The following is a 26007-nucleotide window of genomic DNA, read 5'->3' as shown; positions in this document are numbered from 1 at the left end:
AGTTTGCGATGTGGTATTTCAGTTGGATCCTCGGGATCGGCGTGGCGTTGGCGTTCGGCATTATCAACGTGATGTGGCTGGAGTCGCGCCGGCCGGAGGACGGTAGCCGGAAGACTCGTTGACGTAGCGCGCGCCGAGTGCCCCGGCCAGGCAAAAAAAGCACCTCGAATTCGAGGTGCTTTTTTTCTGCTCAGCAACGGGGGCGCCCGCCACCTTACTTAATAAACAGCGCTGGCGTACCCGCTCCGTCGCGCGAAGAAAACTGGATTGTCTTGCCTGTTGCATTGCGAATGCACACGCCGATTTGCGGCGCCCCGGCAGCGACCTGCGAGGCAACGTACTGCGTGATGTCGTTCGTGCGCGACTGCAGCGCATTGTCCAGGTAGATGCCGCCGATCCGCTGCTTCGTATTGCAGGCCGATGCCGTCGGGAGATTGGAGAGATCGTCCCAGTTCGTCGAAGCCGCGTAGAGATCCAGCATCACCGCGTTCGCGTCTGTCATGTTCTGCGCCAGCGTCTGCAGAGACGAGGTGCTGTACAGATAGTCCGTCAAATTCTCGGGCGTCGGTAATTTGATCAACACGGTACTGCCCGCATCAGAGACCATCGTGGGGCCGGATGGGTGCGTAGCGCCGCTACTGTCCACCCACACATCAGCGCTGGCTTTTGAATAGTACGTCGGGATACTACTGCTGATGCACGAGGTGTTGGCATTCGAGCAGTGGTCGATCGCGTATTGCAGCGAATCGGCTTTCCACGCGTTGATAAAATCGGCGTGCGCAGTGTACAGGCTTCCCCACTGCGGGACCCAGACGCCATCCACGAGAATCGGATCCATCGACAACTGCGCGTTGGAGAGATCGGGGTCTTGCCCGAGGTCATATGCCACGTTGAGTTGCAGTTCCGGAATCTTGACGGGGAATCCCGCCGGACACGTCCCATCGGCCTGCCGATAGGCCATATTCATGATTTTGCTGGGTATGTTCGGCACCAGCGTCCGTCCGTCCCAGCAATCCGGGAAGTGCACCGAAATATTGAACTGGGCGTATGTGCCGGTGTTGTCCGTGACAACCGGGCAACTCGTCGGCGCGATTTGCGTATAGGCACCACCGCGGCACAAATAATTGATTTGCGGCTTGGGCGCCGATGAATGGTGATCGCCCGCCAGCATTTCAAGCCCTGCGGGAATGGTCTGCACCGGCACCACCGGTTGATCGTTCTTGTAGTACGTCTTCTGGTAGCCCGGCACGACGACACCAGACGCGCGCTTTAACTGCGGAGCCCAGTACGAAGAACGGTCCGCCGCGGCATCGCAAGTCGTGAGCTTGTTTTGACTCAGCGAATCATAGGTACTGTACGCATCCGCGCTCGTGTTGCCGAAAAAATCATGCACCATCGCCTTGCCGGGTTGCCCCGGATAAAGGATCGCGTCGTCCGGCAACGTATGCGAATACTGGCAGGTGACGCTGAAGTTGCCGTTGGCGTTGGCGGCGCCGGCCGGCAGAAGCAACATGAGACAGATGACTGAACGCATTGACATGGGCAACTCCCGAGCACGAGCCGAATACCTTGCCGACATGACAAGGCTCTCGGATCACATTAGTTAGCTTACCCAATTGTTTTGCCTCCAACCCGACGTTACGCATAAAGCGAGGCGCCGCGCTTTTACGTCGCACTGCCGGCATGCATGCCACTGATACAAAAAAGCCTCCGGAATATCCGGAGGCTTGTCGAACATCGTGGCTCGCGAGCCGGACGCCGAATCAAAATCGGCGAGGCTCGCTGGGCCGATGAATTATGCGGGCAGCGGCGTTGCACCGCCGCTTTGCGTCGTGCGCGTCGCCAGCTTTTCAGCATAGCGTTGCGCCGCATCGCCGACGACGATATGGAACGTGTCAGCAGAAATCCATGCCGTATCGAGCGTCGCCAGGCGTTGACGATCAACCGCCGACGGATCGCGCACGACGATACGCAGACGCGTCGCCGCGATCGCATCCAGCGACAGCACGTTGCCCGCACCGCCGAACACGGCAAGCCAGCGCAGCGGATCCGGATCGAGCGGACCGCTACCTTGAGCGACCGAAGCCGCAACCGGCGCAGCCGCCACAACCTGAGCCGGAGCAGCAGCCGCCGGCTTCACCGCATCACCACCACCTTGCGCGATCACCGTACGGATTTCGTCCGCGATGATGTCCGCTTCCGGTCCGATGATCACCTGCACGTTGGTCGAGCCGCGCTTGAGCACGCCGCGCGCGCCGATCGTCTTCAGTTCGTTTTCCGAAACCTTGTTCGAATCGACCACCGACAAACGCAAACGCGTCGTGCAAGCATCCACCACCGACAGATTCGATGCGCCGCCCAGCGCAGCGATATAACGCTGCGCACGCGGCACAGCCGTACCGGCGACCGGCGAAACAAAACCACCCGCGGCAAACGAGTCGACTTGCTCATCGGCTGCGGCGGGTTCGCGGCCCGGCGTCGCCATATTGAACTTGCGGATGAAGAAGCGGAACAGACCGTAGTACACCACCATATAGACGAGACCGATCGGAATCGCCCACCAGCCGCGAGTCGACAGACCGTAGTTCAACACGTAGTCGATTGCGCCCGCGGAGAAGGTGAAGCCGAGGTGAATGCCGAGCGCCGAGCAGATGGCGAGCGAGATACCCGTCAACAGCGCGTGGATCACGTACAGCACCGGTGCGAGGAACATGAAGCTGAATTCGATCGGCTCGGTCACGCCCGTCAGGAACGAGGTCAGCGCCATCGAGAAGAGCAAACCGCCCACAACCGCGCGGCGCTCCTTCGGTGCTTCATGGAACATCGCGAGACAGGCAGCCGGCAGACCGAACATCATGACCGGGAAGAAGCCCGTCATGAAGGTGCCCGCAGTCGGGTCGCCCGCGAAGAAGCGATGCAGGTCGCCCGTCACGGCAGCGCCGCCCGGCGGCGTGAACGTGCCGAACACGAACCACGTCAGCGAATTGAGGATGTGATGCAAGCCCGTGACGAGCAGCAAGCGGTTCAGCACGCCGAACACGAATGCGCCGAGCGCGCCCGCGGTGGTCAGCCAGTGGCCGGCCGTATCGATAACGGCTTGCACCGGTTGCCATACGTAGCCGAACGCTATGCCGAGCACGAGACAGACCACCCCCGTGACAATCGGCACGAAGCGTTTCCCTCCGAAGAAAGCGAGGTAATCGGGCAGCTTGATGTCTTTGTACCGGTTGTACAGCAAGCCCGCGACGATACCCGCCACGATCCCGGACAACACGCCCATGTTGAGCTTGTCGTTGATGTCCTTCATCACCGCGACTTCGATCAGATAGCCGATCGCACCCGCCAGACCCGCCACGCCGTTATTGTCTTTCGCGAAGCCGACCGCCACGCCGATCGCGAACAGCAGCGGCAGGTTGTCGAAGATCGCGCCGCCGGCGTCGGCGATCATCTTGATGTTGAACACATCGGGCTGGCCGAGGCGCAGCAGCAGGCCGGCAACCGGCAGCACTGCAATCGGCAGCATCAGCGCGCGTCCCAGGCGCTGAATCTTCAGAAACGGATTCCCATCCATTGATACCTCCAATCCTTGTCTCTTTGTTGAACGCCGTTCTTGAACGGTGTCTTGAGTTTTGTAGCTATGAGTGATGATTGAGCGAAGCTGACTACGGACCGTGTGGGGTTCAGTCCAAAGGCCAGGTTTCGCGGCTTGCTGCTCTTACCGCCTGCGCCGATTCGAGCGCCAGGGCATCCTGGGCGCGTTGACGGCACAGCTGATAATCGAGGTTGCGCACCCGCGCCTTGATGCCCGGCACCGAGACCGGATCCACCGAAAGTTCGGTCACGCCGAGGCCGACGAGCAACGGCATGGCGAGCGGGTCGCCCGCCAACGCGCCGCACACGCCAACCCATTTGCCGTGCTTGTCCGCGCCTTGCACGGTGGCTGCGATCAACCGCAGCACAGCCGGATGCAAGCCGTCCGCCTGGGCGGCGAGGTCGGCCTGGCAACGGTCCATGGCGAGCGTGTATTGCGTGAGATCGTTGGTGCCGATCGAGAGGAAATCCGCGTGTTGCGCCAGTTGATCGGCCAGCAACGCCGCCGACGGCACTTCGATCATCACGCCGACTTCGATCGGTTCCGTGCGACCCAACTCGCGCGCGAATTCGTCGATGCGCTTACGGATGCGGATCAATTCGCCGACGTCGGTCACCATCGGCAGCAGGATGCGCACGGCGCCGAGTGGTTGCACCGCCAGCAGGCCGCGCAACTGATCGTCGAGCAGGTCCGGGCGCACTTGCGCGAGGCGGATGCCGCGCAAGCCGAGCGCGGGATTCGGTTCGGGCGGCAGCGTCAGATAATCGACTTCCTTGTCCGCGCCGACATCCAGCGTGCGGATGATCGCGGTGCGGCCGCTCAACGCATCGACGATTGCCTGGTAGCTCTGACGATGTTCGTCCGTGGTCGGCGCGGCGGCGCGGTGAATGAACAGCAATTCTGTGCGCAGCAGACCGACTGAATCGGCGCCGTTTTCCACGGCGGTTTTCGCGTCGTCGAGCGTGGCGATGTTCGCGGCCACTTCGATCGCGCGGCCATCGGACGTGACCGCCGCTTGCTGCGACGTGCGGCGGTTCGCTTCGCGCACATCGGCCAAACGCGTGCGCTCCAGACGCGCGCGTTCAACGTCGAGTTCGGTCGGTGCGAATTCGAGGCGGCCGGTCGTGGCGTTCACCACCACTTGCGTGCCTTCGGGGATCGCGTGCAACGCGTCGCCGACTGCCACCAGCGCGGGAATGCCCGCCTGACGCGCGAGAATCGCCGCGTGCGAGGTTGCACCGCCGCGTGCCATCACCAATGCCGTGACACGCGAGCGATCCAGTGTGGAAAGATCCGACGGCGTGAACTCTTCAGCCGCGAGCACGGCTTCTTCCGGCAGCGTGCGTGCCGTTGCACTCGTATAACCGAGCGCGCGCAGCACGCGCTTCTCGATGTCGCGCAAATCGGCGGCACGTTCGGCAAGCAACGCGTCTTCGATATTCGTCAGGATGGCGATCTGCGCGCGGATCGCTTCGCGCCACGCAAAGCCGGCGCTCTTGCCGAGACTGATCAGATCGCGCGCGGCGTCGAGCAGCGTGGGATCTTCGAGCAGCACGCGATGCACCGAAAAAATACCCGCTTCGCCAACTGCGCCGCGTTGCGACGCGTCACGCACCGTCGTGTCGAGGTCCGCGTCGACGGTGGCAATCGCCTTGTCGAGCAAACGGCTTTCCGCAGCCGACGTGCCGTTCGCCTTTTCGGGCGGATCGATGTCCGCGTCGTCCCAGCGCACCAGCTTGCCGACCGCGACGCCCGGCGCCGCGCAGACGCCGGCGAGCGTATTCGGCGCAAGCGTCTCGCCCGCCGGACGGGCGACGGCTTGCGGCGCCGGCGAACTTTGACGCGCCGGTTTCTCCTCGACTTCGCCGTGCGCTTCGCGGGTCAGTTCGTTAGCAATTGCAGCCACAGCGGCCGCGGCTTGCGGACCCATGCCGAGCAACTCGACGGTCGCGCCTTCTCCAGCGCCGAGGCCAAGCAAACCGACCACGCTTTCGATCGCTGCTTTGCGTCCTTCGTAGCGCACCTCGACGCGTGCATCGAAGCCACGCGCCGCTTCACGAGCACGTGCCGCCGGGCGCGCATGCAGACCGCCCGCGTGAACCAGCGTGACTTGCTGACGCGCCTCTTCCGTCACGTTCGTGGAACTCAGTTGACGCGACGCTTCGGCCGCCGCGCCGTCGCGCGCGCGCAGCACCAGCAGCGGCGTCTCACCCGCCTTCAGCAAGCCGCCCTGCACACGTTCGACGATCTCGAACGCATCCGAATTGGCAATCGCGATCACCGACACGAGGCTCGGCGCATTCAACGCGACCTGATCCTGATCGAACTCGATCAGCACGTCGCCGGCGCGCACGTGAGCGCCTTGGGCGACCATCGGCGCAAAACCCTTGCCGTTCAGTTCGACCGTGTCGATACCGATATGCAGCAGAATCTCGGCGCCTTCAGCGGTGGCCAGCGTCACGGCGTGGCCGGTGCGCGCGAGATGGGTGACCGTAGCGTCGCACGGCGCGACGAGTCGGCCCTCGAGCGGATCGACGCCGATGCCGTCGCCGAACATGCCGCCCGAAAACACAGGGTCGGGCACGTTCGCGAGCGGCACGACCGGACCGGTCATGGGCGCGAGCAAAACAATATGGCCTTCAGAATGGCTCATCAAGCGGGACTCCTCGACACGTCGCATCTGATTTCTCGTCAGTGAGTTTCGGTGACTTTGTTGAGATGGCGCGGCGCATCGGGATTGCGCCCGCGCGCGGCGGCAAGGCCGGCGGCCATCACGTAAAAGGACAGGATTGCGGCAATCGGATCGAGCGCCGCATGAGCGGTGGTGGCGAGCGGCAGCGTAGCTTCCGGCACGTCGACCGACGCCGCGAGCAGAACGCGGGCGCCGCGCGCCTTCATGTCGCGCGCGAGTTGCAACAAGCCGGCCTGCTCAGGTCCGCGCGGTGCGAAGACCAGCAGCGGATAGTCGCGATCGATCAGTTCCATCGGACCGTGACGCACTTCCGCGCTCGAAAACGCTTCGGCCTGAATGCCGGAGGTTTCCTTCAGCTTCAGCGCGGCTTCCTGCGCGATGGCGAGACCCAGGCCGCGGCCGATCACGATCATGCGCTCGATACCGCGCAATTCCTCCACGGCCACCGACCAGTCGAGCTTGCCCGCGGTACACAGCGCTTCAGGCAGCGTTTTCAACGCGGCAAGCAGTTCAGCGTCTTTTTGCCAATGCGCGACGAGTTGCGCGGAGATCGACAGCATCGCGATATAGCTCTTGGTGGCCGCGACGCTGAGTTCCGGGCCGGCGACGAGCGGCAACTCGAATTCGCACGCGTCGGCCAGGGGTGAGCCCGACACGTTCACGGCGGCGACGGTCAACGCACCGGCTTTGCGCAGCGCTTCCATCGTGCCGACGAGGTCCGGGCTCTTGCCCGATTGCGAGAACGCCAGCGCGAGCTGATCGCGCACCTGGAGCGGCGCCTGTTGCAGCGTGGCGACCGACATCGGCAGCGAGGCGACCGGCACGCCGAGGCGGCTCATCGTCAGGCTCGCGAAGTAGCTCGCCGCGTGATCGGAGCTGCCGCGCGCGACGGTCAGCGCGACATGGCGCGGCTGCTGTGCGAGCTTCGCCGCCAATGCCTCGACGCGCGAGGTGTCCGTGAGTTGCGCGGCGACCGTTTCAGCGGACGCCAGCGCCTCTTTAAGCATATTCGACAATTGCTTCTCCTTCGACGTAAGTCGCGCTCAACGCCAGTTCACGATCGAACACGACCACGTCGGCCCATGCACCGCGCGCGATGCGGCCGCGGTCTTCAATGCCCAGGTAGTCGGCGGCGTAGCGCGACAAACGGTTCGATACATCGGCGATCGGCAAGCCGATCGACACAAGATTGCGCAGCGCCTGATCCATGGTCAGGGTGCTGCCGGCGAGTGTGCCGTCGGCGAGACGCACGCCGCCGAGGCACTTCGTCACATGCTGGCTGCCGAGGCGATATTCGCCGTCGGGCATGCCGGTGGCCGAGGTGCTGTCCGTGACTACATAGAGACGCGGAATCGCGCGCAACGCAGCGCGGATCGCCCCCGGATGGACGTGCAACAGATCGGGAATGATTTCGGCGAACTCGGCGTGCGCGAGCGCCGCGCCGACGAGGCCGGGGTTGCGATGGTGCAGCGGCGACATGGCGTTGAACAGATGCGTGAAGCCGCAGGCGCCATGCTTGAGCGCGGCGACGGCGTCGTCGTAAGTGCCGAGCGAATGGCCCAGCTGCACGCGCACGCCGCGCGCCGCCATCTCGGAGATGATCTCCATATGGCCGGCAATTTCCGGCGCCAACGTGACCACGCGAATCGGCGCGATGGACAGATATTTCAGCACTTCGTCCATCACCGCCGAAACGGCCGCGTCGGGTTGCGCGCCGAGCTTGCCGGGGTTGATGTACGGCCCTTCCAGATGCACGCCGAGCACGCGCGCGCCGCCGGGCGTGCGGATGCGCGCGTTGTTGCCCAGCTCCGCGACGACGGCCATCAGCTCGTCGCGCGGCGCGGTCATGGTGGTGGCAAGCAGGCTGGTCGTGCCGTAACGCGCATGCGTGCGCGTGATGGTTTCGATCGCGCTGCCGCCTTCCATCACATCGGAACCGCCGCCGCCATGCACGTGCAGATCGATGAAGCCGGGCAGGATGTACGGCGCGTCGTTGGTCGACGGATCGGCGCGTTCGCCGGTGAGCGCCGTGATGCGGCCGTTTTCGTATTCGAGCGTGCCGTGAATCCACCCATCGGTGGTGAGTATGTTTCCGGTCAGCATGAGTCTCTCTGGTGAGGCGTGATACGGGGCGTGGCTGAACGGCGCTCTTTCTGCGCCGCACCTGAACGTGCCGGCTGCGCGCACGGGCTCAGCCGGTCAGCTCAGGTGCGCAATTCAGCGACAAAGTCGTAGTAGTCGTCGCGGCAATACGTATCGGTCAGTTCGATTGCGCGCTGATCGGCGCTATAGCCGATACGGGTAATGACCAGCAGCGCCGAGCGCGGTTCGATATCCATCAACGAAGCAATCTCGCTCGAAGCGTTGACCGCGCGGAAGTGCTGCAACGCGCGCACCACTGCGGCGCCGCGTTGTTCGAGATAGCTGTAAAGCGAATCACCGACGGCATGCGGGTCGGGCACGATCGCCGCCGGCAGCGCCGAATGCTCGACCGCCATGACGATGCCGTCGGCGCGCCGCAGGCGCCGCAGACTCGTCACCGCCGCGCCGGGCGACAGACCGAGGTGCACCAGTTCGTCACGGTTGGCGGCGCGGATATCGCGCTCGAGCCACACCGAATCCGGCCGGAAACCGCGCTGCTGCATCTTCTTCGTGAAGCCGGTGAGCCGCGACAACGGGTCTTCGACGCGCGGTGTGATGAAGCTGCCCGCGCCGCGCGCGCGCCGGATCAAACCTTGCTCGACCAGCAACTCGATCGCCTTGCGCGCCGTGATGCGCGACACGCCGATCGCATCCGAGAGCGTGCGTTCCGAGGGCAGCGCCTCACCCGCCGACCACACGCCGCAGTGGATCGCTGTCGCAAGATTGCGCGCGAGCTGCAAATAGAGCGGCGTGACGTTCCGGGCGTCAGGCATCAGTGCGGACCAGCGAGTTTCCATGGGGCTCCGGCGGCCTTCGCGAAAAGGTAGGCCTACGAAAAATGAGAGCCCATTATATAACCAACATAATACCAGTCAACCAACTGGTTCCATGCTGGCATGGCCAAGCGCAAAGCCTTACTGAATAAGGTTTTGAAGGGCACGCAGAGGCGCTGGAGAGGACTTTTTGGAGCCCAGGATTTACCCGTATTGGGCTTCAAAATGCCTTCCGGTCGGCTCAAACCGGGTCTCAGTGGGCTGGCAACCAAGACTCGATCGATACCTTTCTAATACCAGTGCCGATCAGGCCTTTACCGGCGTGGCTTTTGTAAAGGGGTGCGTTCCAATATAGTGCTGGGTAGCAAGCTATAAAAATCCCCTGGGAGCAGCATTTGACAGATTCCGAGGCGCTGCGGCGTGCTCAGGCCGTCCGCCATTTCAACCGCTTCTATACCCGACACATCGGCGCACTGCATGAGCATCTGGCAAAGAGCGCGTTCTCACTGACAGAGGTGCGCGTACTGCACGAGCTCTCTCGCGAACGCGCGCAAACGGCCTCGGTGCTCGGGCGTTCCCTCGGTCTCGACAGCGGTTATCTCAGCCGTCTGCTGACGAGCTTCGAACGACGCGACCTGATCACGCGCCGCCCGTCCGAGACGGACGCGCGCCAGTCGCTGATTGCGCTCACTGACAGCGGCCACGCCGCGTACGCTCCGCTCGATAACGCGGCGATCGAAGAAGTGTCGATCCTGCTTTCCGGCCTCACCGCCCTCTCCCAGGATCAGCTGATCGCCGCGATGAAACTCATCGAGCGGCTGCTGGGCGACAAACCCAAACACGAACTCGTGGTGCTCCGTCAGCCGCGCCCGGGCGAATGTGGCTGGCTCGTGCATCGGCAGGCGCAATGGTTCGCCGCGCAATACGACTGGGATCCGTCGTTCGAAGGATTGCTCGCGCGGGTCGTCGCCGATTACACGCAACGCAACGATCCGGTGCGGGAGATGTGCTGGGTCGCAGATCAGCAAGGGATGGTGGTCGGCTCGGTGTGCATCGTCGGCGTGTCGACGACGGTGGCGGGTGTGCGGCTCCTGTGGGTCGAGCCGGATGTGCAGCGGCTGGGCATCGGCACGCAGTTGCTGAGCGAATGCATGCGTTTCGCGAAGCGCGCGGGCTATACGAAGCTCACGCTAACAACGGCCGCGTCGCTCGAACAACCGCGGCGCCTGTGCCAGCGCGCCGGGTTCAGACTTGCCGGCACGGCGGCTGAGCGCCGTTTCGGCAAGGACCTGACGATCGAGCGGTGGGAATTAGGCTTGTAGCAAACGTCGCTTCTTAGAACGACGGCACCACCGAACCCTTGAACTGCGTCTTGATGAACTGACGCACGTCTTCCGACTGGTAAGCAGCAACCAGCTTCTTGACCCACGGCTTGTCCTTATCTTGCGTGCGCACGGCGATCAGGTTCGCGTACGGGCTATGCACGTCTTCGAGCGCGATCGCATCTTTGGTCGGCTGCAAGCCGGCGGCCAACGCGAAGTTCGTGTTGATCGCGGCGGCATCGACGTCCGACAGCGAGCGCGGCAGTTGCGCGGCGTCGAGTTCGACCAGCTTGATCTTCTTCGGGTTGTCGGCGACGTCGAGAGCCGTCGCGTTATTGCCGTTGGTGCCCGCGCCGGTCTTCAGCTTGAGCACGCCTTGCGTTTGCAGCAACAGCAATGCGCGGTTTTCGTTCGACGGATCGTTCGGCACCGCGACCTTCGCGCCTTGCGGCAGATCCTTCAGCGACTTCAGCTTCTTCGAATAGATGCCGAGCGGCGAGATGTACGTGAGGCCGGCGTTGACGATCTTGTAACCGCGTTGCTTGATCTGGCTATCGAGGTACGGCTGGTGCTGGAAGCTGTTCGCGTCGAGGTCGCCTGCGTCGAGCGCAGCGTTCGGCTGCACGTAGTCGTTGAATTCGACGACCTTCACGTTCAGGCCTTCGCGCTTCGCCACTTTGGTGACGACTTCCCAGATTTGCGCGTCCGGGCCGCCGATCGTGCCGACCTTGATGACTTTGTCGTCGGCGTGCGCGCCGAAGCTGGTGAAGATTGCCGTCGTGGCGATGACTGCCGAGAGGGCTTTGAGGATATTTCTGCGCTGCATGTGATTCTCGCTTGTTTCTAATCGACGACTTGATCGATGACTTGATAATGGCGCATCGATTTCTGATCGGTGTCAGATTCGGGTGGAAGCCGGCGGCAACATGGCTTGTGGCCATGCGCCGTCAGCTGGGCCAGAAATGGTCTCATAGTCCCGGCGAGATGGGAAATATCACGATCGCATATGGTTATGCGCTTTGAACGGCGGCGGACCGCGTGCACGTGACACACACGCGGCCGGTGTCGCGGAGAATCAGAAGGTGGTCCAGTCGTCGTCCGGCGGGGTGGCTCTCACTGCCTCGGCTGATGCGCGCGGCGCTTTTGTGGCGGCAGGCTTGGCGCTCGCAACATGCGCGGACGAAGCCGAAACTCGGGGCGAGGCCGGGGCCGACGTGGCGGACGTTCTGGCGGGTGCAGGCAGCTTCGGCTCCGCGCGCGGCGGTGCCGATGCAGAGTGCGATGCCACGCCGATTTCGCGCACTGCCGCTGCCGTAGCCGTTGCAACTGCTTGCGGCGCCTCGGCCGCCGCTACCGTCGCAGCCACTCTCCGCGCCGCGACCACCGCCGAACCAGACGCGCCACTTTCAGCGCCATTCACGCGAAACGCGCTAACCGTCTCGCGCAAACGCCCCGCCTGATCCTGCAACGAAGCCGCCGCGGCCGCCGCCTGCTCGACCAGCGCCGCGTTCTGCTGCGTCACTTCATCCATTTGCGTGACGGCGCGGCCGACCTGGGCAATGCCGGTGCTCTGCTCTTCGGATGCCGCCGCGATCTCGCCCATGATGTCGGTGACACGCTGCACGGCTTGCAGAATCTCGCCCATCGTCGTGCCGGCCTGCTGCACCAGTGTCGAGCCGTTGTGCACGCGTTCGACCGACGCGCTGATCAACTGTTTGATCTCCTTGGCCGCCGTTCCCGAGCGCTGCGCGAGGCTGCGCACCTCGCCCGCGACGACTGCGAAACCGCGGCCCTGCTCACCGGCGCGCGCCGCTTCCACGGCTGCATTCAACGCAAGAATGTTGGTCTGAAACGCAATCCCTTCGATCACGCCGATGATGTCCGCGATCTGCCGCGAGCTATCGTTGATCTCGCCCATCGTGCCGATCACGCGGCTCACCACGTCGTTGCCGCGCGTCGCGATTTCGGACGCGTTATGCGCGAGGCCGCTCGCTTGCCGCGCGTTGTCGGCGTTCTGCTTGACCGTCGCGGTGAGCTCTTCCATGCTCGCGGCGGTTTCCTGCAGCGAAGCCGCCTGCTGCTCGGTGCGCTGCGAAAGATCGCCATTGCCGGCAGCGATCTGCTGCGTCGCCGACGCGATGGATTCCGCCGAGCGACGAATCTCGCCGATGGTCTGCTGCAAGCGGTTCTGCATGTCATGCATGGCCGCCATCATGCTTGTCTTGTCCTGCGGACGAACGTCGACCGCTTGCGTCAGGTCGCCCTGCGCGATACTCGCCGCGAGTCGCGCCGCCTGGTCGGGCTCGCCGCCGAGACTCGCGCGCACGTTGCGAATGATCAGCAGCATCGCCAGCGAGATGATCGCGCCGATCACCAGCACCACCGCCAGGTGACCGAGCAGCGTCTCGTAGTACACCGTGTCGATGTCCTTGATGAACACGCCGCTCGTGATGTTCCAGTCCCACGGTGCGAAACGCACCACATAGCTGATTTTCGGCACGGCCGTTTCGCTGTGCGGCAGGCGTCCGCGATACTCCGCGAAACCGCGGCCGGTTGCCTTGGCGGCGTCGACGATTGCCACGTAGAGAAGCTTGCCGTCCGGGTCCTTGAAGTCGCCGACCGGCTTGCCGGTCATTTGCGGCAGCGTGGGATGCATCAGCACGACGGGCTTCGAATCCATCACGAACAGGTAGCCGGACTCGCCGTAGCGCATGGTCGCGAGACGGGCGAGCGCTTCGCGCTGTGCGTCGGCCTCGCTCAGCTTGCCGCTCTGTGCGAGCGCGTAATAGCCGTTCACGACACCTTGCGCGGCATCGACCAGATTCACCATGCCCGCCTTGCGCTCGGCCAGCATTGTGCTGCGCGTTTCGACCGCGCTCCACAGCCCGACGCCCAGCAGCCCCAGCCAGACGAGCGCGAGCGACAGCCATAGTTTGCGATTCAAACTCATCCTGCTCATTGTTGTGGTCTCTCTCGTGTGATTCGTGTTCCATTCGCAGTCGCGAGAACGCGATCGTATTTCGCGCGCAAACGATTGCTATCGATATATCGGCATGACAAACGGGCAACTTGAGAGACGCAGCGGGAGGCCGGCGGACGCGTCGCGCGGCATGCATGCGGATCGAATGCGCGCATCGAATCGGTCTCTGCACGATAATTCGAGACTGCGGCCGCATGCTCGATGTGGCTCATTCCCTTGCTCGAGAGAACAACCCATGTACGTCATCGACCTTATCTACACCGCACCGCTCGACCGCGTCGACGACGCGCTGGAAGCGCACCGCGCGTTTCTGACGCAACAGTTCGAGGCGGGCGTGTTTGTCGCGGCCGGACCGAAAGTGCCGCGCGACGGCGGCATCATTCTGGCGGTGCACATCGAGCGCGATAAGCTGGATGAGATTCTTGCCAGCGACCCGTTCGCGCAGCAGAAGCTCGCGCGTTACGAGGTGACGGAATTCAAGGCGACGCGGCTCGCGCCGGGATTGAATTTGCCGATTCCGGCTTGAGCGTTGGAAAGAGAGGAGATCGGAAAACGGACGCGTGATACGGCGCGCGCCCTTACGGCTGCGCGTATCAGTCGAGCAGCAGCTTGATGTCGTGCACCCACGGCGTTGCGCCTTGGCCGTCACGCGCGAACAGACGCAGCTTGCCGTCCGTATCGAACACATAGCTCGCTGCCGTGTGGTCCATCGTGTAGCTGTCAGGCGTCTTGCCCGGCACCTTCGCGTAGTAGACGCGGAAGTCCTTCGTGATCTTGGTGAGTTGCGCCTGATCGGCCGGACGCAGACCGACGAACGTCGGGTTGAACGCCGGCACGTATTGCGCAAGCAGAGCCGGGGTGTCGCGGTCCGGATCGACGGTAACGAACAGCACCTGCACGCGCTTCGCATCTTCCGGGCCGAGTTGCTGCAACGCTTGCGAGAGCTCGGCCATCGTGGTCGGGCAAACGTCAGGGCAATGCGTGTAGCCGAAGAACAGCACCACTACCTTGCCTTTGTAGTCCGCCAGAGTGCGGACATGGCCTGCCGTATCGGGCAGCGAGAAGTCGCTGCCGAACTGGGTATTGCCGGTGATGTCGAGATTCTGGAACGCAGGCGGCTGCTTGCCGCAGCCTGCAATCAGCAACGCGCCACCGAGCGCGCAAGCGATCACAGCAGCACGCGCCGTGCGCGCGAAGCGGTTATTGAGCATGGTATTACGCGCCGATCACGACGCGCGCATAGTGATCGATCAGCAGCGCGGCGAACAGCAGCGAGAGATAGACGATCGAATAACGGAAGGTCTTGCGCGCCAGATCGTCCGAGTACTCGCGATAGATCTTCCACGCATAGGCAAGAAACACGGCACCCAGCAGCACGGCCGCCGCGAGATACACCACGCCGCTCATGCCGGAGATGAAGGGCATCATGGTGACCGCGAACAGGATCACCGTGTACAGCAGGATATGCAGGCGCGTGTACTTCTCGCCGTGCGTGTTCGGCAGCATCGGCAGGCCGGCGTTTTCGTAGTCTTTGCGGCGATACAGCGCGAGCGCCCAGAAATGCGGCGGCGTCCACACGAAGATGATCAGCACCAGGATCCAGGCGTCGCCCGGCACGTGGCCGGTGACCGCGGCCCAGCCGAGCGCCGGCGGCATGGCGCCCGAGGCGCCGCCGATCACGATGTTCTGCGGCGTGGCAGGCTTGAGCAACAGCGTATAGATGACGGCATAGCCCACGAACGTAGCCAGCGTGAGCCACATGGTAAGCGGATTGGCGAACGTGTAGAGCGTCCACATGCCGAGGCCGCCAAGCACGGCCGAGAACAGCAGAATCTGCGCGGTGGTGATCTCACCGCGCGCGGACGGACGCCACGAGGTGCGGCGCATCTTGGCGTCGATTTTCTGCTCGACAAGGCAATTGATGGCGAACGCCGCGCCGGCCAGCAACCAGATGCCCACGGTACCGCCGATCAGCGGAGTCCAGGGCACCATGCCAGGCGTCGACAGAAACATGCCGATGACAGCGCAGAACACGGCGAGTTGCGTGACGCGCGGCTTCGTCAGGGCGATGTACTGGGAGACCCGGCTACCGGGCGTTTGGGAGAGTGTTGTGCTGTCCATGTGGAGTCACGCTGGCGCGGCTTCGCGCGCAGGGAGCACGGCGCGGCCGGGACGGCTATAAGCGATCCGAAAGTTTAACATAACGAGCAGAAGCAGCAGGATCGCGGCGCCGCCGTTATGCGCGACCGCAATGGCCAACGGCCATTGCAGAACGATGTTCGACAGCCCGGTGATGAACTGGATCAGCACCACCAGCAGCACGCCGTTTGCGGGGCGCCGCAACGACTCGAAGCGGCGCAATTTCAGCGCGAACCACACCAGATACGCGACCACGACGACGGCGAACGTGCGGTGTGTCCAATGAATCGCCACCAGCGCATCCTGCGTGATCATGTCGCCGTCGCCGGTCATGCCGAGCGCGCGCCACAGATGGAAGCCGTGCGCGAAGTCCATCGGCGGGACCCATTGGCCGTTGCAGGTCGGGAAATCCGTGCACGCGAGCACCGCGTAATTGGTGCTGACCCAGCCGCCCAACGCGATCTGCGCGATTAGCAGCACCAGGCCCGCGATCGCCGCCGCGCGCCAGCGCGCGGCCTCGGGCTCGTAGGCAGGCAACGGCGTTTGCCGCGCGGCCAGCCAGCCGAGCGTGCCCAGTAGCGCGAGGCCGAGCAACAAGTGCGTGGTCACGATAATCGGTTGCAGCTTCATCGTCACAGTCCAGGCGCCGAACGCCCCTTGCACCAGGATCAGCAACAACAACGAAGTCGGCCACCACGGCGATACATGCAGTGGACGCCGCTTGATACGCGCCGTCCACGCGATCACCGTCTGCGCGACGATCAGCACGCCGATCGCCATCGCGAAGTAACGGTGGATCATTTCGATCCAGGCCTTCGTCATGCTGACCGGCCCGGTGGGCATCGCCTGATGCGCGGCTGTGATCGCCGCATGCGCGATGAACGGCGACGAGGTGCCGTAACAGCCCGGCCAGTCCGGACAGCCGAGCCCGGAATCGGTGAGCCGCGTGAAGCCGCCGAACATCACCAGATCGAGCGTGAGGAAGGTGGTGAGCCAGACCAGCTTGCGGAATTTGTTGTCGTCGGACTTGACCCATACGTAGGACAGCGGCAACAACGCGATACACAAGCCGATCAGGGCCAGTTGCAGTACGAACATCTCTCTTACCTATATTGCGGCATCAACCGATGCTCGACCATTTGAGCAGCTTGGTCACGTCACCCTTGATCTTGCTGGGGTTCGGATCTTTCGGGAAACGCATCATCAGATTGCCGTTCGGATCGACCATGTAGATGTGGTCGGTGACCTTGGTGCCGTTGGCCGTGGGCAGCCACGCGGACACCTGCGCCGGATCGGCGATCATCATGTTGGTGTCGGGGTAGGCTTTTTGTACCACGTCCGCGACGTTGCCCGCATCCGTGCGCAGCCAGACTTCGACGACGCGCTCGCGTTCCGGGCCCTGAGCTGCGCGGATTTGCCGCATGAAGTAGAGCTTGGTGACGCACGCTTTGTCGCAGGCGCTGTTGTCGACGGAAATCATCAGCCAGCGGCCGCGCAGTGTGGCGAATTTGACGGGCTTGCCATCTTCGCCCGTGACGACGAGCGAGTCGGGAATCGGTCGTTGCGGTTCGACCAACGTGCCGTAGCTCGTGCTGCCGCCGGACGGTTTGATCACGTAGTACGTGAAATACGACACCACGATCGGGGCGGCACAGATGATCGCCAACAGCAGCAGAATCCAGCGGCCGCGCTCCCACGAACCTTTACCGTTGGGTTGGCCTGGCATGGCTTTAGGCGCTGCGGGTTTGCCGGCTTGCGGCGAACGGGGAGATTGCGTCGACACTACGGACCTCTTTCAATGATTGCGCTGCCTGTGGCTCGAAACTGGGCCACAAGCGGCATGTGCTGCATTACACGCCCGGCGCGTGCTCTTTCTTCGCGGCACGCCGCGCGGCGTACAGACCGAAGACCAGCGCGGCGGCCGCCATGCCCCACCACTGGAACATGTAGCCGTAGTTGCGCTCGACGCCTTCAGTCGGCGCGGGCCAATCGCGCACCAGCTTGTCGCCGTCGTCGCTCAACTGCTGAATCACGAATGATTGCAGCGGCAGGCCAGTTTCCGCGGCGTACGCGGCGACGTCCAGATTCTGGCGGATCAGTTGATGCTCGGCCGAGCCGCCCTGCCCCAACTCGTATGCGCGCGAAGCGTCCGCACGGGCAATGCCTTCGATTTCGACTTCGCCTTGCGGCGTCGTGTATGGCGCGATGGTTTCGCGATTGTTCATATTGCGCGGCAACCAGCCGCGATTCACCAGCACGTAGCCGCCATCGGCCAGTTTAAAAGGCATCACGACGTAAAAGCCCGGCTGGTCGTTATACGGACGATTATCGAGGTAGACGACCTTGTCCGCGACGAAACTGCCACGCGCTTTCACGCGATGAAACTCGATGTCCTTCAACTGAACCGGCGCGCCGCTCACCGGCTGCGCGGGCGCATTCTCGAACTGCGTGATTTGCGCTTCGAGCGCTTCCTTCTGATGCGCTCGGTCGCGCTGCCAGAAACCCAGCCGCACCGTCACCACGATCACCAGCAGAATCAGCAGCACGGGAACGAGGCGAAACTTCATCGCGCACGCTCCGACTGCGCCTGCGGCGTCACGGGGAACGCACGGCAAACGCAGGCGCGCGGTGCGATAATAAACACCTTGCCTCTGCGCTTCCTGATTTCAGCTCGTTCCATGCACATTCTCGTTCCCATCGCCTTCGTCCTCATCATCGCCAGCATGGTGTCGGCGCTGTACTTCATGATGCATGACAAGGGCAAAACCAAGCGGATGGTCTGGTCGCTCGCCACGCGGGTGGGCCTGTCGATCTCGCTGTTCCTGTTCATCCTGTTCGCTCACTGGATGGGCTGGATTCAGTCGACCGGTATTCCTTACGGGCGCTAAGCCCCGCGGAAAAATCTCCACGCCGCCAAACAAAAACGCCGCCCTGACAGGGTCGAGGGCGGCGCTGCGTAAAGTGTTACGTACTGCTCATGCGTTGTTGCTCGTGCGCCGCGCCCGGTAGGATCTGGCGCAAACGGCCTGCACGTATTCCGAGTTGTCGGTCGACGCAGGCCCGACTGCATTACAGCCAGTACACGACGACGTACAGCCCGAGCCACACGACGTCCACAAAGTGCCAATACCAGGCCGCGCCTTCGAAGGCGAAATGGTGCTCAGCCGTAAAGTGGCCGCGGATCATACGCACCAGCACGACCGCCAGCATCGTACCGCCGAGGAACACGTGGAAGCCGTGGAAGCCAGTCAGCAAGAAGAACGTCGAACCATACACGCCCGACGACAGCGTCAGATTCAGCTCGTTGTACGCGTGGAAATATTCGAAACCTTGCAGGAACAGGAAGCAGACGCCGAGCACAAGCGTTGCGGCCAGCCAGATGATCGCCTTCTTCCGATGATCTTCACGCAGCGCATGGTGCGAGACCGTCAGCGTTGCGCCCGAGGAAAGCAGCAGCGCCGTGTTGATGGTCGGCACCGGCCACGGCTGCATCGACTTGAAGGTCGAAACCAGCGCTGCCGGACCGTTGTTGGGCCACACCGCCGAGAAATCCGGCCAGATCAGCTTGTAATCGAGGCTGCCCAGTTGATGCAGCGCGATTTCACGCGCATAGAACAGCGCGCCGAAGAACGCGCCGAAGAACATCACTTCGGAGAAGATGAACCAGCTCATGCTCCAGCGGTACGACTTGTCGACGTTCTTGCCGTACATGCCGCCTTCCGACTCAGCGATCGCGTCGCCGAACCAATGCCACAGCGTAAAGAGCAGCCACAACAAACCGGCGACGACGCCGATCGGCGCCCAGTCATGTTCGTTGATCCAGGCCGCAAGCGATCCGAGCATGACCAGCAACCCAGCAGCGGCGCTGATCGGATGCCGCGACGGATGCGGTACGAAATAGTACGGGCTCTCGTTTTGACCGCTCATTCTTGATTCTCCACTTCAGTCCAGTTGTTCCGGAAATCTCCGGCTGTATCTTCGGCGGCGCGTCGATACCGCACCGCTTCGCTCTAATTTCTGGGCGCTGCTTCGCCCGATTCTACGCGTGCGCCGGGCGCTTCAACCTACTACGGCGCGCACGATCAGAATCAGCGCCACGATAAAAATGGCCGCGCAGATCAATGCTGCCGCGATCACGTGCAGCGGGTTCAACTGCGTGGCGTCCGCCTCCAGATCGCGACGCTTGCGCACTCCGAAAAACGACCAGAGCACCGCACGCATCGACTGACCGAAACTGCTCTTGCGCGGGCTGCCGCCGTTATCGCTCATCTCGTTTCTTCTTCCTTCGCCCTGCGGCGCGAGCCCTCAGGCGGGATTGACAGCCGCAGCCGCCATACTTTTAGCCGCGCCCATTACCGTATTCGCCGTGGGCGCTGCGCTTCCGGTCGTCGCCGCTGCCGGCGTATTCAACTCAAAGAACGTGTACGACAACGTGATCGTTTTCACGTCCTTCGGCAACTTCGGATCGACTACGAACACCACCGGCATCCGCTTCGTCTGATTCGCCGTCAAAGTTTGCTGCGTAAAGCAAAAACACTCGATCTTCTTGAAGTACTCGGTGGCCTGCTTCGGCGCGTAGCTCGGAATGGCTTGCGCCTGAATCGTGCGCGCCTGTTCGTTGCTCACCTCGTACATCACCGTCGTCACTTCGCCCGGATGCACGTCGAGACTGCGTTGCTCCGGCTTGAAACCCAGCGGGCCGCGTGCGTTCGCATCGAATTCGATCGAAATCGTGCGGCTCATGTCGACCTGCGTATTCTTCGCCTCGCGCGCCGTAGCGTCACGCTGCACGAGGTTGTTGATGCCGGTGATCTCGCAGATCGCGCGGTACATCGGTATCAGCGCGAAACCGAAACCGAACATCATCAACGCGACGATGAACAGCTTGATCAGCATCGAACGGTTGAAAGAGCGGTCGGCCTGAGCCGGCGGTTGCGTCGACATCTCAATCCTCAACAAGCCTGCACACAGACTCGAATCACCTGGTCAGGTAAACCACTTCTGATGAATGATGACGCTCGCGAAAAAGACCGCGGCGATCACGAACATCACCAAACCGATCCGCCGGTTGCCCGCGCGAATCTGCTCGGGAGTACGTCTTTCTTGAGGATTGCGCGTCATGCTCGACTTTCTGGATACTTTTCGTGACTACGGATGCCGCCACGACTTTCGTGACCGCCGGCTCAAGTAGCGAACTGCTGTGCTGCCCGAGCCGGCAATCTCACCGTGCGCCGATTACTCGACGGTCGGCGGGTTTTCGAACGTGTGGAACGGAGCCGGGCTCGGCACGGTCCATTCGAGGCCCGTTGCGCCGTCCCAAGGCTTGTCGCCAGCCTTTTCGAGTTCGCCGCCGCCACGGTAGGCCGGCAATGCAACCGCGAACAGGAAGTACACCTGCGCCAGACCGAAGCCGAACGCGCCGATCGAGATGACCTGATTCCAGTCCGTGAACTGTGCCGGGTAGTCGGCATAACGACGCGGCATGCCTGCGAGACCGACGAAGTGCATCGGCAGGAACGCGAGGTTGAAGAAGAACATCGACGCCCAGAAGTGGATCTTGCCGCGCGTTTCGTTGTACATCCAGCCGGTCCACTTTGGCGCCCAGTAGTACCAGCCGGAGAACAGCGCGAACAGCGAACCCGCCACCAGCACGTAGTGGAAGTGAGCCACCACGAAGTAAGTACCGTGGTACTGGATGTCGAGCGGCGCCATGGCCAGCATCAGACCCGACAGGCCGCCGAACGTGAACACCAGCAGGAAGCCGACAGCAAACAGCATCGGCGTTTCGAAGCTCAGCGAACCGCGCCACATTGTCGCGACCCAGTTGAACACTTTCACGCCCGTCGGCACGGCGATCAGCATGGTCGCATACATGAAGAACAGCTGGCCCGTGACCGGCATGCCGGTTGCGAACATGTGGTGCGCCCAGACCATGAACGACAGAATCGCGATCGACGAGGTGGCGTAGACCATCGAGCTATAGCCGAACAGCGGCTTGCGCGAGAACGCCGGAATCACCTGCGACACGATCCCGAACGCCGGCAAGATCATGATGTACACCTCGGGGTGCCCGAAGAACCAGAAGATGTGCTGGTACATGACCGGGTCGCCGCCGCCTGCCGCGTTGAAGAACGACGTGCCGAAGTGGCGGTCGAACAGCACCATGGTGATCGCGCCTGCCAGAACCGGCATCACGGCGATCAGCAGGTACGCGGTGATCAGCCACGTCCAGACGAACATCGGCATCTTCATGAGTGTGAGGCCGGGTGCGCGCATGTTCAGGATCGTCACGACGATGTTGATCCCGCCCATGATCGACGAAGCGCCCATCAAGTGGATCGCGAAAATTGCGAAGTCCATGCCCGGGCCCATCTGCGTGGACAGCGGCGCGTAGAGCGTCCAGCCCGCAGCGGTCGCGCCGCCCGGCGAGAAGAACGAACCGACCAGCAGAACAGCCGCCACCGGCAGAAGCCAGAAGCTGAAGTTGTTCATGCGGGCAAAAGCCATGTCCGATGCGCCGATCTGCAGCGGCACCATCCAGTTCGCGAAGCCGACGAAAGCCGGCATGATCGCGCCGAACACCATGATCAGGCCGTGCATGGTGGTCAACTGGTTGAAGAACTCGGGACGCATGATCTGCAGGCCCGGTTCGAACAGTTCGGCACGGATCATCAGCGCCATCACGCCCCCGGAGAGGAACATGGTGAACGAGAAGATCAGGTACAGCGTACCGATGTCCTTGTGATTGGTTGCGAACAGCCAACGGCGCCAGCCATGCGGCGTTTCGTGGGCATGGTCGCCGTGCACGTGTTCGTGGCCTGCGACTACATCGTGTCCGATGCTAGACATGACAATCTCCTAAAGCGAATACTGCGGTGCTGACCATGAACACGTCAGGCAGCCGGACTAATCTGAACGCGCCGGGCTTCTTTCGCGTCGCTGCCGCCCGTGATCGTTTCCGGCTTTTTCAAAATGATATGGTCTTCGGCGATGCCGGCTGCTTTCAACGCGTCGCGCACGGCTTCGGCGCGGCTCTTCGCGAGCTTCGCGTTGAGGTCGCCGGAACCGGTGGCGTCGGTGAAGCCCGACAGCGCGAATTTGGCGTCCGGATGTGCTTTTGCGTAGGCTGCGGCTGCGTCGACTGCCGCTTTCGCGTCGGCCGGCAGCGTGCTCTTGCCGGTGTCGAAGTAGATGCTGGCCGGCAGTGCCGCTTGCGGCGCCGCGCTGTCCGAACCGGCTGCTGCCGGCGCCGACGCTGTTGCCGCTTCCGCGCCCGAGGCGCCGGATGCCGCCGCCGCACCGCTCGCGGCCGCGCCTGCGTCGGCCAGGTGATTGCCGCCTTCCGGCAGCTTGCCGTTGCGGGCGTCGGCCACTTGCTTCGGCTGGAGAATATCGCCGGTGTGGTTGCCCCACGAGTTACGTTCGTACGTGACCACCGAAGCGATCTCGACGTCGTTCAGCGTAGGCGCCCACGACGGCATCGCATTCTTGCCCTTCAGCACCAGGCTGACGTGTTCGGCGATTGCGCCGTTGGCGATCTTGCTGCCGTCGAGCGCCGGGAATGCACCCGCGCCCTTGCCGGTCGGCTGGTGGCAGACCGCGCAGTTCGCTGCGTAGACCTTGCCGCCGCGCTCCATCAGCTCGGCCATCGTGTAGGTTTTATTCGGATCGTCCTGGCCGGCGGCCATTTTCTTCTTCTGCGTGTCGACCCACTTCGCGTAGTCGTCGGCGGACAGTACTTCGACCACCACCGGCATGAACGCGTGTTCCTTGCCGCACAGCTCGGTACAGAAGCCGCGGAACGTGCCGACCTTGTCAGCCTTGAACCACGTGTCGCGCACGAAGCCCGGAATCGCGTCCTGCTTCACGCCGAAAGCCGGCACGTACCAGGAGTGGACCACGTCGTTCGCCGTGGTGATGATGCGGATTTTCTTGTCGACCGGGACGACCAGCGGATTGTCGACTTCCTGCAAATACGTGGTGGAAATCGGCTCGCGGCCATCCGTTTCCGCACGCGGCGTGGCCAGCGTGGACAGGAAGTTGATGCCCTCGCCCGGGCCCTTCACGTAGTCGTAGCCCCATTTCCACTGGTAGCCGGTGACCTTGATGGTGACGTCGGCGTTCGTGGTGTCTTTCATCGCGACCACCGTCTTGGTGGCGGGCAACGCCATCAGCACGACGATGATGAACGGCACGATCGTCCAGATGATTTCGACGGTAGTGCTTTCGTGGAAGTTGGAAGCTTTGTGGCCTTTCGATTTGCGGTGAGCAAAGATCGAATAGAACATCACGCCGAACACGCCGACGAAGATGACCAGGCAAAGAACCAGCATGAACATGTGGAGGCTGAAGAGCTCCTCAGCGATCTTGGTCGCCGGCGGCTGGAGATTGATCTCGTTGACGGCAGGGCCGCCCGGAACATCGCCCACTGCCAGGGCCGCACCGGCGAAAAGCAGTCCGCTCATCGCCAGCACGCCCATGAGGGCTCGCTTGATTGTTTTCATAGCTTCCTTACCCAAATTTTCCATTCAAACCCTCGACCCCGCTGGCAGGTTGCCTCGCGCTCCCCGTGAACGCCGTGCGGCTTTACACGCCTAACAACGCGTGAGCCACATGCGCAGTTCGCCTGCGAACTGCGCGCGCCGATACTGCGCGAGATGTTGCCCGATCATGATCGTCTGCCCGCGCGAGACCAGTTTGATCCGGTCACGCGGTGTTGCGCCCGCCTCGATCCGCACCCAGCGCGGATTGAACTCGAACTGCGTGAGCTGCTCGGCGCTGACCTGCTCGATGACGAGCCGGTTCTGAAACAACCGGATGCGCTCGTAATCCACAGCATGACGCGCATATATGGCAAACGCGATGCCCACCGCCAGCAATTCGATACCGGTGAACGGCAACACCAGCCAGGCGCCGACCAGAACCAGCATGAAAGCAATTGCCAACGAGAACAACGCAAGCGACACGTAGAAATACACGAACTGCCGCGGCGATATCGAACAGTTGCGTTTCATCGTCCAGTCTTTCAGAACCGGTTCTGAATCCGCCAGCAGATCTGATGCTTCCATCGCTGCCTCCCGCCGATTGTCTCCAATCGCCGCCAGCGGTCAATCTTCGCGACCATCATTCCGGCCGTTCGATCACCGCCGCGCTATCTTATCTTGCTGCCCTGTGCCTCGGGCCTTTCGCCCCAAATGTGGGAACTCCGGGCGACAAACTGACGCATTATAGGCGTGATCCATAGCATCCACAAGCAAGCCTCAATTGGCCCACAAGCCAGGCGCGACAAGCCTCCGCGCCGTTTTGACGCACCTTTTGCGCGTCTTTTGAAGCGGTAATTTCAGACATAACAGATGTCGGCTTTACCGCCTCGGCGAATCCTCACCGATTCCTCGACGAACCTCTTCCGATGTCCTCGATTCGCACGATGCCGTGACCTTCTGCCGTGGTGCGCGGCACGGCTTTCCATGCATGTCCGTAGATGACTTCGAAGGTCAGCGCGATCGTGCCGTCGGCGCGCCGGCGGGCTTCGAGGGCCGCGAGCAAAGCCTTGTGCAGCCGGCGCGCGGCGGCGCCCGACGACGCTTCGCGCTCGAACGGATAGGCACCCCAGCGGCGCACATCGGCGAGGAGGGACTGCGGCGACTTATAGGTAATCGTGAGGACTTCCTGATCCATCACGGGAATCTCGAAGCCGCTTTCGACCAACATGTCGCCGAGATCGTGCATGTCGACGAAGTCGATCACATGCTTGCGCGAAGCGACGCCGTGCGCGGCCTCGACTTCGGCGTAGGCGCCGCGCAATTCCTTGAGCGAGTCGGGGCCAAGCGTGCTGAACATCAGCAGGCCGTTGACTTTCAGCACACGCTGCCACTCGGGAAACACGAGATCGGGCCGCGAGTGCCAGTGGAGCGCCAGATTGGACCACACGAATTCGAAAGCGTCGGCCGCGAACGGCAGCGCCGAAAAGTCGGCTTGCGCGAAGCGCGGACCGCGGGCGCCGAGCGCCTTGCCGAGCGATGCCGGCAGAAAGCGCCGCCAGCTCGCGTCGCCGGAATCGTGTTGCAGCGCGCGCGTGAGCATGCCGTAAGACAGATCGGAGCCGAACACCGGCGCTTCGGGAAAGCGCTCGCGCAGAGCGGGAATGTCTTCGCCCGCGCCGCAGCCGGCGTCGAGCACGCTCGCTGGCGTGACCTTGATGAAGTCGAGACGCTCGCGCATACGTTGCGCAATCTCGCGCGGCAGGAACGCGACGTCGTCGAAAGTCGCGGCGCGACGGTCGAAGATCCGCCGGAGGCGCCGGGAATCATAGGCCGGACGGCCTGTTTGAGCGGAAGTTGGAGACATGGGTGTCGTGCTGGCGTGGA

General features: G+C 62.9%; 25 protein-coding genes. 4 read left to right on the top strand and 21 right to left on the bottom strand.

Features of this window, described 5'->3' with window-relative positions; all coding sequences use genetic code 11:
* Positions 1-8 precede the first annotated feature (8 nt).
* The gene (gene cydX / locus BPHYT_RS02755) at positions 9-122 is read left to right on the top strand and encodes a cytochrome bd-I oxidase subunit CydX (RefSeq protein WP_012431629.1); all 114 of its coding nucleotides are present in this window, start codon (positions 9-11) and stop codon (positions 120-122) included.
* 92 nt (positions 123-214) lie between these two features.
* Here the strand turns inward: cydX and BPHYT_RS02750 are convergent, their stop codons facing one another.
* From BPHYT_RS02750 to BPHYT_RS02725, 6 genes are all read right to left on the bottom strand, one after another.
* Positions 215-1441, bottom strand: coding sequence for a DUF1996 domain-containing protein (locus tag BPHYT_RS02750; protein WP_238535616.1), 1227 nt, complete (start codon positions 1439-1441; stop codon positions 215-217).
* 354 nt (positions 1442-1795) lie between these two features.
* Positions 1796-3571: an N-acetylglucosamine-specific PTS transporter subunit IIBC gene (nagE, locus tag BPHYT_RS02745; protein ID WP_012431627.1), complete on the bottom strand. Its 1776-nt coding sequence runs from the start codon at positions 3569-3571 to the stop codon at positions 1796-1798.
* A gap of 109 nt (positions 3572-3680) precedes the next feature.
* A complete protein-coding gene (gene ptsP / locus BPHYT_RS02740; RefSeq protein WP_012431626.1) occupies positions 3681-6245 on the bottom strand; it encodes a phosphoenolpyruvate--protein phosphotransferase in 2565 nt (854 codons plus the stop codon).
* A 38-nt stretch (positions 6246-6283) separates the two neighbouring features.
* The gene (locus tag BPHYT_RS02735; RefSeq protein WP_041758234.1) at positions 6284-7291 is read right to left on the bottom strand and encodes an SIS domain-containing protein; all 1008 of its coding nucleotides are present in this window, start codon (positions 7289-7291) and stop codon (positions 6284-6286) included.
* A complete protein-coding gene (nagA, locus tag BPHYT_RS02730) occupies positions 7284-8387 on the bottom strand; it encodes an N-acetylglucosamine-6-phosphate deacetylase (RefSeq protein ID WP_012431624.1) in 1104 nt (367 codons plus the stop codon). The genes BPHYT_RS02735 and nagA overlap by 8 nt, the downstream gene beginning before the upstream one ends.
* A gap of 101 nt (positions 8388-8488) precedes the next feature.
* Positions 8489-9223 carry a GntR family transcriptional regulator gene (locus BPHYT_RS02725; RefSeq protein WP_012431623.1) on the bottom strand — a complete coding sequence of 245 codons (735 nt, stop codon included), beginning with the start codon at positions 9221-9223 and terminating at the stop codon, positions 8489-8491.
* A 371-nt stretch (positions 9224-9594) separates the two neighbouring features.
* Here BPHYT_RS02725 and BPHYT_RS02720 point away from each other — a divergent pair, with 371 nt between their 5' ends.
* Complete coding sequence (locus tag BPHYT_RS02720) at positions 9595-10521, top strand: bifunctional helix-turn-helix transcriptional regulator/GNAT family N-acetyltransferase (RefSeq protein ID WP_012431622.1); 927 nt, start codon at positions 9595-9597, stop codon at positions 10519-10521.
* A 13-nt stretch (positions 10522-10534) separates the two neighbouring features.
* Here BPHYT_RS02720 and BPHYT_RS02715 read toward each other — a convergent pair whose 3' ends face one another.
* On the bottom strand, positions 10535-11347 hold the full coding sequence (locus tag BPHYT_RS02715) for a MetQ/NlpA family ABC transporter substrate-binding protein (RefSeq protein WP_012431621.1): 813 nt from the start codon (positions 11345-11347) through the stop codon (positions 10535-10537).
* Between the two features lie 249 nt (positions 11348-11596).
* The gene (locus BPHYT_RS02705; RefSeq protein ID WP_041758230.1) at positions 11597-13471 is read right to left on the bottom strand and encodes a methyl-accepting chemotaxis protein; all 1875 of its coding nucleotides are present in this window, start codon (positions 13469-13471) and stop codon (positions 11597-11599) included.
* Positions 13472-13736: 265 nt separating this feature from the next.
* Here BPHYT_RS02705 and BPHYT_RS02700 point away from each other — a divergent pair, with 265 nt between their 5' ends.
* Positions 13737-14027 carry a YciI family protein gene (locus BPHYT_RS02700; RefSeq protein ID WP_012431619.1) on the top strand — a complete coding sequence of 97 codons (291 nt, stop codon included), beginning with the start codon at positions 13737-13739 and terminating at the stop codon, positions 14025-14027.
* Between the two features lie 67 nt (positions 14028-14094).
* Here BPHYT_RS02700 and BPHYT_RS02695 read toward each other — a convergent pair whose 3' ends face one another.
* The 5 genes from BPHYT_RS02695 to BPHYT_RS02675 form a co-directional block, all read right to left on the bottom strand.
* Positions 14095-14712, bottom strand: a complete 618-nt coding sequence (locus tag BPHYT_RS02695) for an SCO family protein (protein WP_012431618.1) — start codon at positions 14710-14712, stop codon at positions 14095-14097.
* A 4-nt stretch (positions 14713-14716) separates the two neighbouring features.
* Positions 14717-15622 (bottom strand): heme o synthase, encoded by a 906-nt coding sequence (gene cyoE, locus BPHYT_RS02690; protein WP_012431617.1) that lies wholly within the window; start codon positions 15620-15622, stop codon positions 14717-14719.
* A gap of 6 nt (positions 15623-15628) precedes the next feature.
* Positions 15629-16738, bottom strand: coding sequence for a COX15/CtaA family protein (locus BPHYT_RS02685; RefSeq protein ID WP_012431616.1), 1110 nt, complete (start codon positions 16736-16738; stop codon positions 15629-15631).
* A gap of 22 nt (positions 16739-16760) precedes the next feature.
* The gene (locus BPHYT_RS02680) at positions 16761-17423 is read right to left on the bottom strand and encodes an SCO family protein (protein WP_012431615.1); all 663 of its coding nucleotides are present in this window, start codon (positions 17421-17423) and stop codon (positions 16761-16763) included.
* A gap of 67 nt (positions 17424-17490) precedes the next feature.
* Complete coding sequence (locus tag BPHYT_RS02675) at positions 17491-18207, bottom strand: SURF1 family protein (RefSeq protein ID WP_012431614.1); 717 nt, start codon at positions 18205-18207, stop codon at positions 17491-17493.
* A gap of 111 nt (positions 18208-18318) precedes the next feature.
* Between BPHYT_RS02675 and BPHYT_RS02670 the strand changes: the two genes are divergently transcribed.
* Positions 18319-18528, top strand: coding sequence for a twin transmembrane helix small protein (locus BPHYT_RS02670; RefSeq protein WP_007179452.1), 210 nt, complete (start codon positions 18319-18321; stop codon positions 18526-18528).
* A gap of 181 nt (positions 18529-18709) precedes the next feature.
* Here BPHYT_RS02670 and BPHYT_RS02665 read toward each other — a convergent pair whose 3' ends face one another.
* From BPHYT_RS02665 to BPHYT_RS02630, 8 genes are all read right to left on the bottom strand, one after another.
* The gene (locus BPHYT_RS02665; protein ID WP_012431613.1) at positions 18710-19567 is read right to left on the bottom strand and encodes a cytochrome c oxidase subunit 3; all 858 of its coding nucleotides are present in this window, start codon (positions 19565-19567) and stop codon (positions 18710-18712) included.
* 132 nt (positions 19568-19699) lie between these two features.
* A complete protein-coding gene (locus BPHYT_RS02660) occupies positions 19700-19909 on the bottom strand; it encodes a DUF2970 domain-containing protein (protein WP_012431612.1) in 210 nt (69 codons plus the stop codon).
* Between the two features lie 36 nt (positions 19910-19945).
* The gene (locus BPHYT_RS02655) at positions 19946-20584 is read right to left on the bottom strand and encodes a cytochrome c oxidase assembly protein (protein WP_012431611.1); all 639 of its coding nucleotides are present in this window, start codon (positions 20582-20584) and stop codon (positions 19946-19948) included.
* Between the two features lie 42 nt (positions 20585-20626).
* Entirely contained in the window at positions 20627-20761 is a 135-nt protein-coding gene (locus BPHYT_RS39020; protein ID WP_012431610.1) for a cytochrome oxidase small assembly protein, read from the bottom strand.
* A 114-nt stretch (positions 20762-20875) separates the two neighbouring features.
* Entirely contained in the window at positions 20876-22489 is a 1614-nt protein-coding gene (gene ctaD / locus BPHYT_RS02645; RefSeq protein ID WP_012431609.1) for a cytochrome c oxidase subunit I, read from the bottom strand.
* Positions 22490-22533: 44 nt separating this feature from the next.
* Positions 22534-24168 carry a cytochrome c oxidase subunit II gene (gene coxB, locus BPHYT_RS02640; protein WP_012431608.1) on the bottom strand — a complete coding sequence of 545 codons (1635 nt, stop codon included), beginning with the start codon at positions 24166-24168 and terminating at the stop codon, positions 22534-22536.
* Between the two features lie 66 nt (positions 24169-24234).
* On the bottom strand, positions 24235-24708 hold the full coding sequence (locus tag BPHYT_RS02635) for a DUF2244 domain-containing protein (protein ID WP_012431607.1): 474 nt from the start codon (positions 24706-24708) through the stop codon (positions 24235-24237).
* A gap of 313 nt (positions 24709-25021) precedes the next feature.
* Positions 25022-25987 carry a methyltransferase domain-containing protein gene (locus tag BPHYT_RS02630; protein WP_012431606.1) on the bottom strand — a complete coding sequence of 322 codons (966 nt, stop codon included), beginning with the start codon at positions 25985-25987 and terminating at the stop codon, positions 25022-25024.
* Positions 25988-26007 lie beyond the last annotated feature (20 nt).

This window comes from Paraburkholderia phytofirmans PsJN (genome assembly GCF_000020125.1).
GTDB lineage: Bacteria > Pseudomonadota > Gammaproteobacteria > Burkholderiales > Burkholderiaceae > Paraburkholderia > Paraburkholderia phytofirmans.
Note: the sequence above shows the minus strand (reverse complement) of the source record. Positions and strands in the feature narration are given on the sequence as shown.

Coding starts and splice junctions, on each gene's coding strand:
- cydX (WP_012431629.1), top strand. CDS start 9: ATGTGGTATTTCAGTTGGATCCTCGGGATCGGCGTGGCGTTGGCGTTC.
- nagE (WP_012431627.1), bottom strand. CDS start 3,571: ATGGATGGGAATCCGTTTCTGAAGATTCAGCGCCTGGGACGCGCGCTG.
- ptsP (WP_012431626.1), bottom strand. CDS start 6,245: ATGAGCCATTCTGAAGGCCATATTGTTTTGCTCGCGCCCATGACCGGT.
- BPHYT_RS02735 (WP_041758234.1), bottom strand. CDS start 7,291: ATGCTTAAAGAGGCGCTGGCGTCCGCTGAAACGGTCGCCGCGCAACTC.
- nagA (WP_012431624.1), bottom strand. CDS start 8,387: ATGCTGACCGGAAACATACTCACCACCGATGGGTGGATTCACGGCACG.
- BPHYT_RS02725 (WP_012431623.1), bottom strand. CDS start 9,223: ATGGAAACTCGCTGGTCCGCACTGATGCCTGACGCCCGGAACGTCACG.
- BPHYT_RS02715 (WP_012431621.1), bottom strand. CDS start 11,347: ATGCAGCGCAGAAATATCCTCAAAGCCCTCTCGGCAGTCATCGCCACG.
- BPHYT_RS02705 (WP_041758230.1), bottom strand. CDS start 13,471: ATGAGTTTGAATCGCAAACTATGGCTGTCGCTCGCGCTCGTCTGGCTG.
- BPHYT_RS02700 (WP_012431619.1), top strand. CDS start 13,737: ATGTACGTCATCGACCTTATCTACACCGCACCGCTCGACCGCGTCGAC.
- BPHYT_RS02695 (WP_012431618.1), bottom strand. CDS start 14,712: ATGCTCAATAACCGCTTCGCGCGCACGGCGCGTGCTGCTGTGATCGCT.
- cyoE (WP_012431617.1), bottom strand. CDS start 15,622: ATGGACAGCACAACACTCTCCCAAACGCCCGGTAGCCGGGTCTCCCAG.
- BPHYT_RS02685 (WP_012431616.1), bottom strand. CDS start 16,738: ATGTTCGTACTGCAACTGGCCCTGATCGGCTTGTGTATCGCGTTGTTG.
- BPHYT_RS02675 (WP_012431614.1), bottom strand. CDS start 18,207: ATGAAGTTTCGCCTCGTTCCCGTGCTGCTGATTCTGCTGGTGATCGTG.
- BPHYT_RS02670 (WP_007179452.1), top strand. CDS start 18,319: ATGCACATTCTCGTTCCCATCGCCTTCGTCCTCATCATCGCCAGCATG.
- BPHYT_RS02665 (WP_012431613.1), bottom strand. CDS start 19,567: ATGAGCGGTCAAAACGAGAGCCCGTACTATTTCGTACCGCATCCGTCG.
- BPHYT_RS02660 (WP_012431612.1), bottom strand. CDS start 19,909: ATGAGCGATAACGGCGGCAGCCCGCGCAAGAGCAGTTTCGGTCAGTCG.
- BPHYT_RS02655 (WP_012431611.1), bottom strand. CDS start 20,584: ATGTCGACGCAACCGCCGGCTCAGGCCGACCGCTCTTTCAACCGTTCG.
- BPHYT_RS39020 (WP_012431610.1), bottom strand. CDS start 20,761: ATGACGCGCAATCCTCAAGAAAGACGTACTCCCGAGCAGATTCGCGCG.
- ctaD (WP_012431609.1), bottom strand. CDS start 22,489: ATGTCTAGCATCGGACACGATGTAGTCGCAGGCCACGAACACGTGCAC.
- coxB (WP_012431608.1), bottom strand. CDS start 24,168: ATGGAAAATTTGGGTAAGGAAGCTATGAAAACAATCAAGCGAGCCCTC.
- BPHYT_RS02635 (WP_012431607.1), bottom strand. CDS start 24,708: ATGGAAGCATCAGATCTGCTGGCGGATTCAGAACCGGTTCTGAAAGAC.
- BPHYT_RS02630 (WP_012431606.1), bottom strand. CDS start 25,987: ATGTCTCCAACTTCCGCTCAAACAGGCCGTCCGGCCTATGATTCCCGG.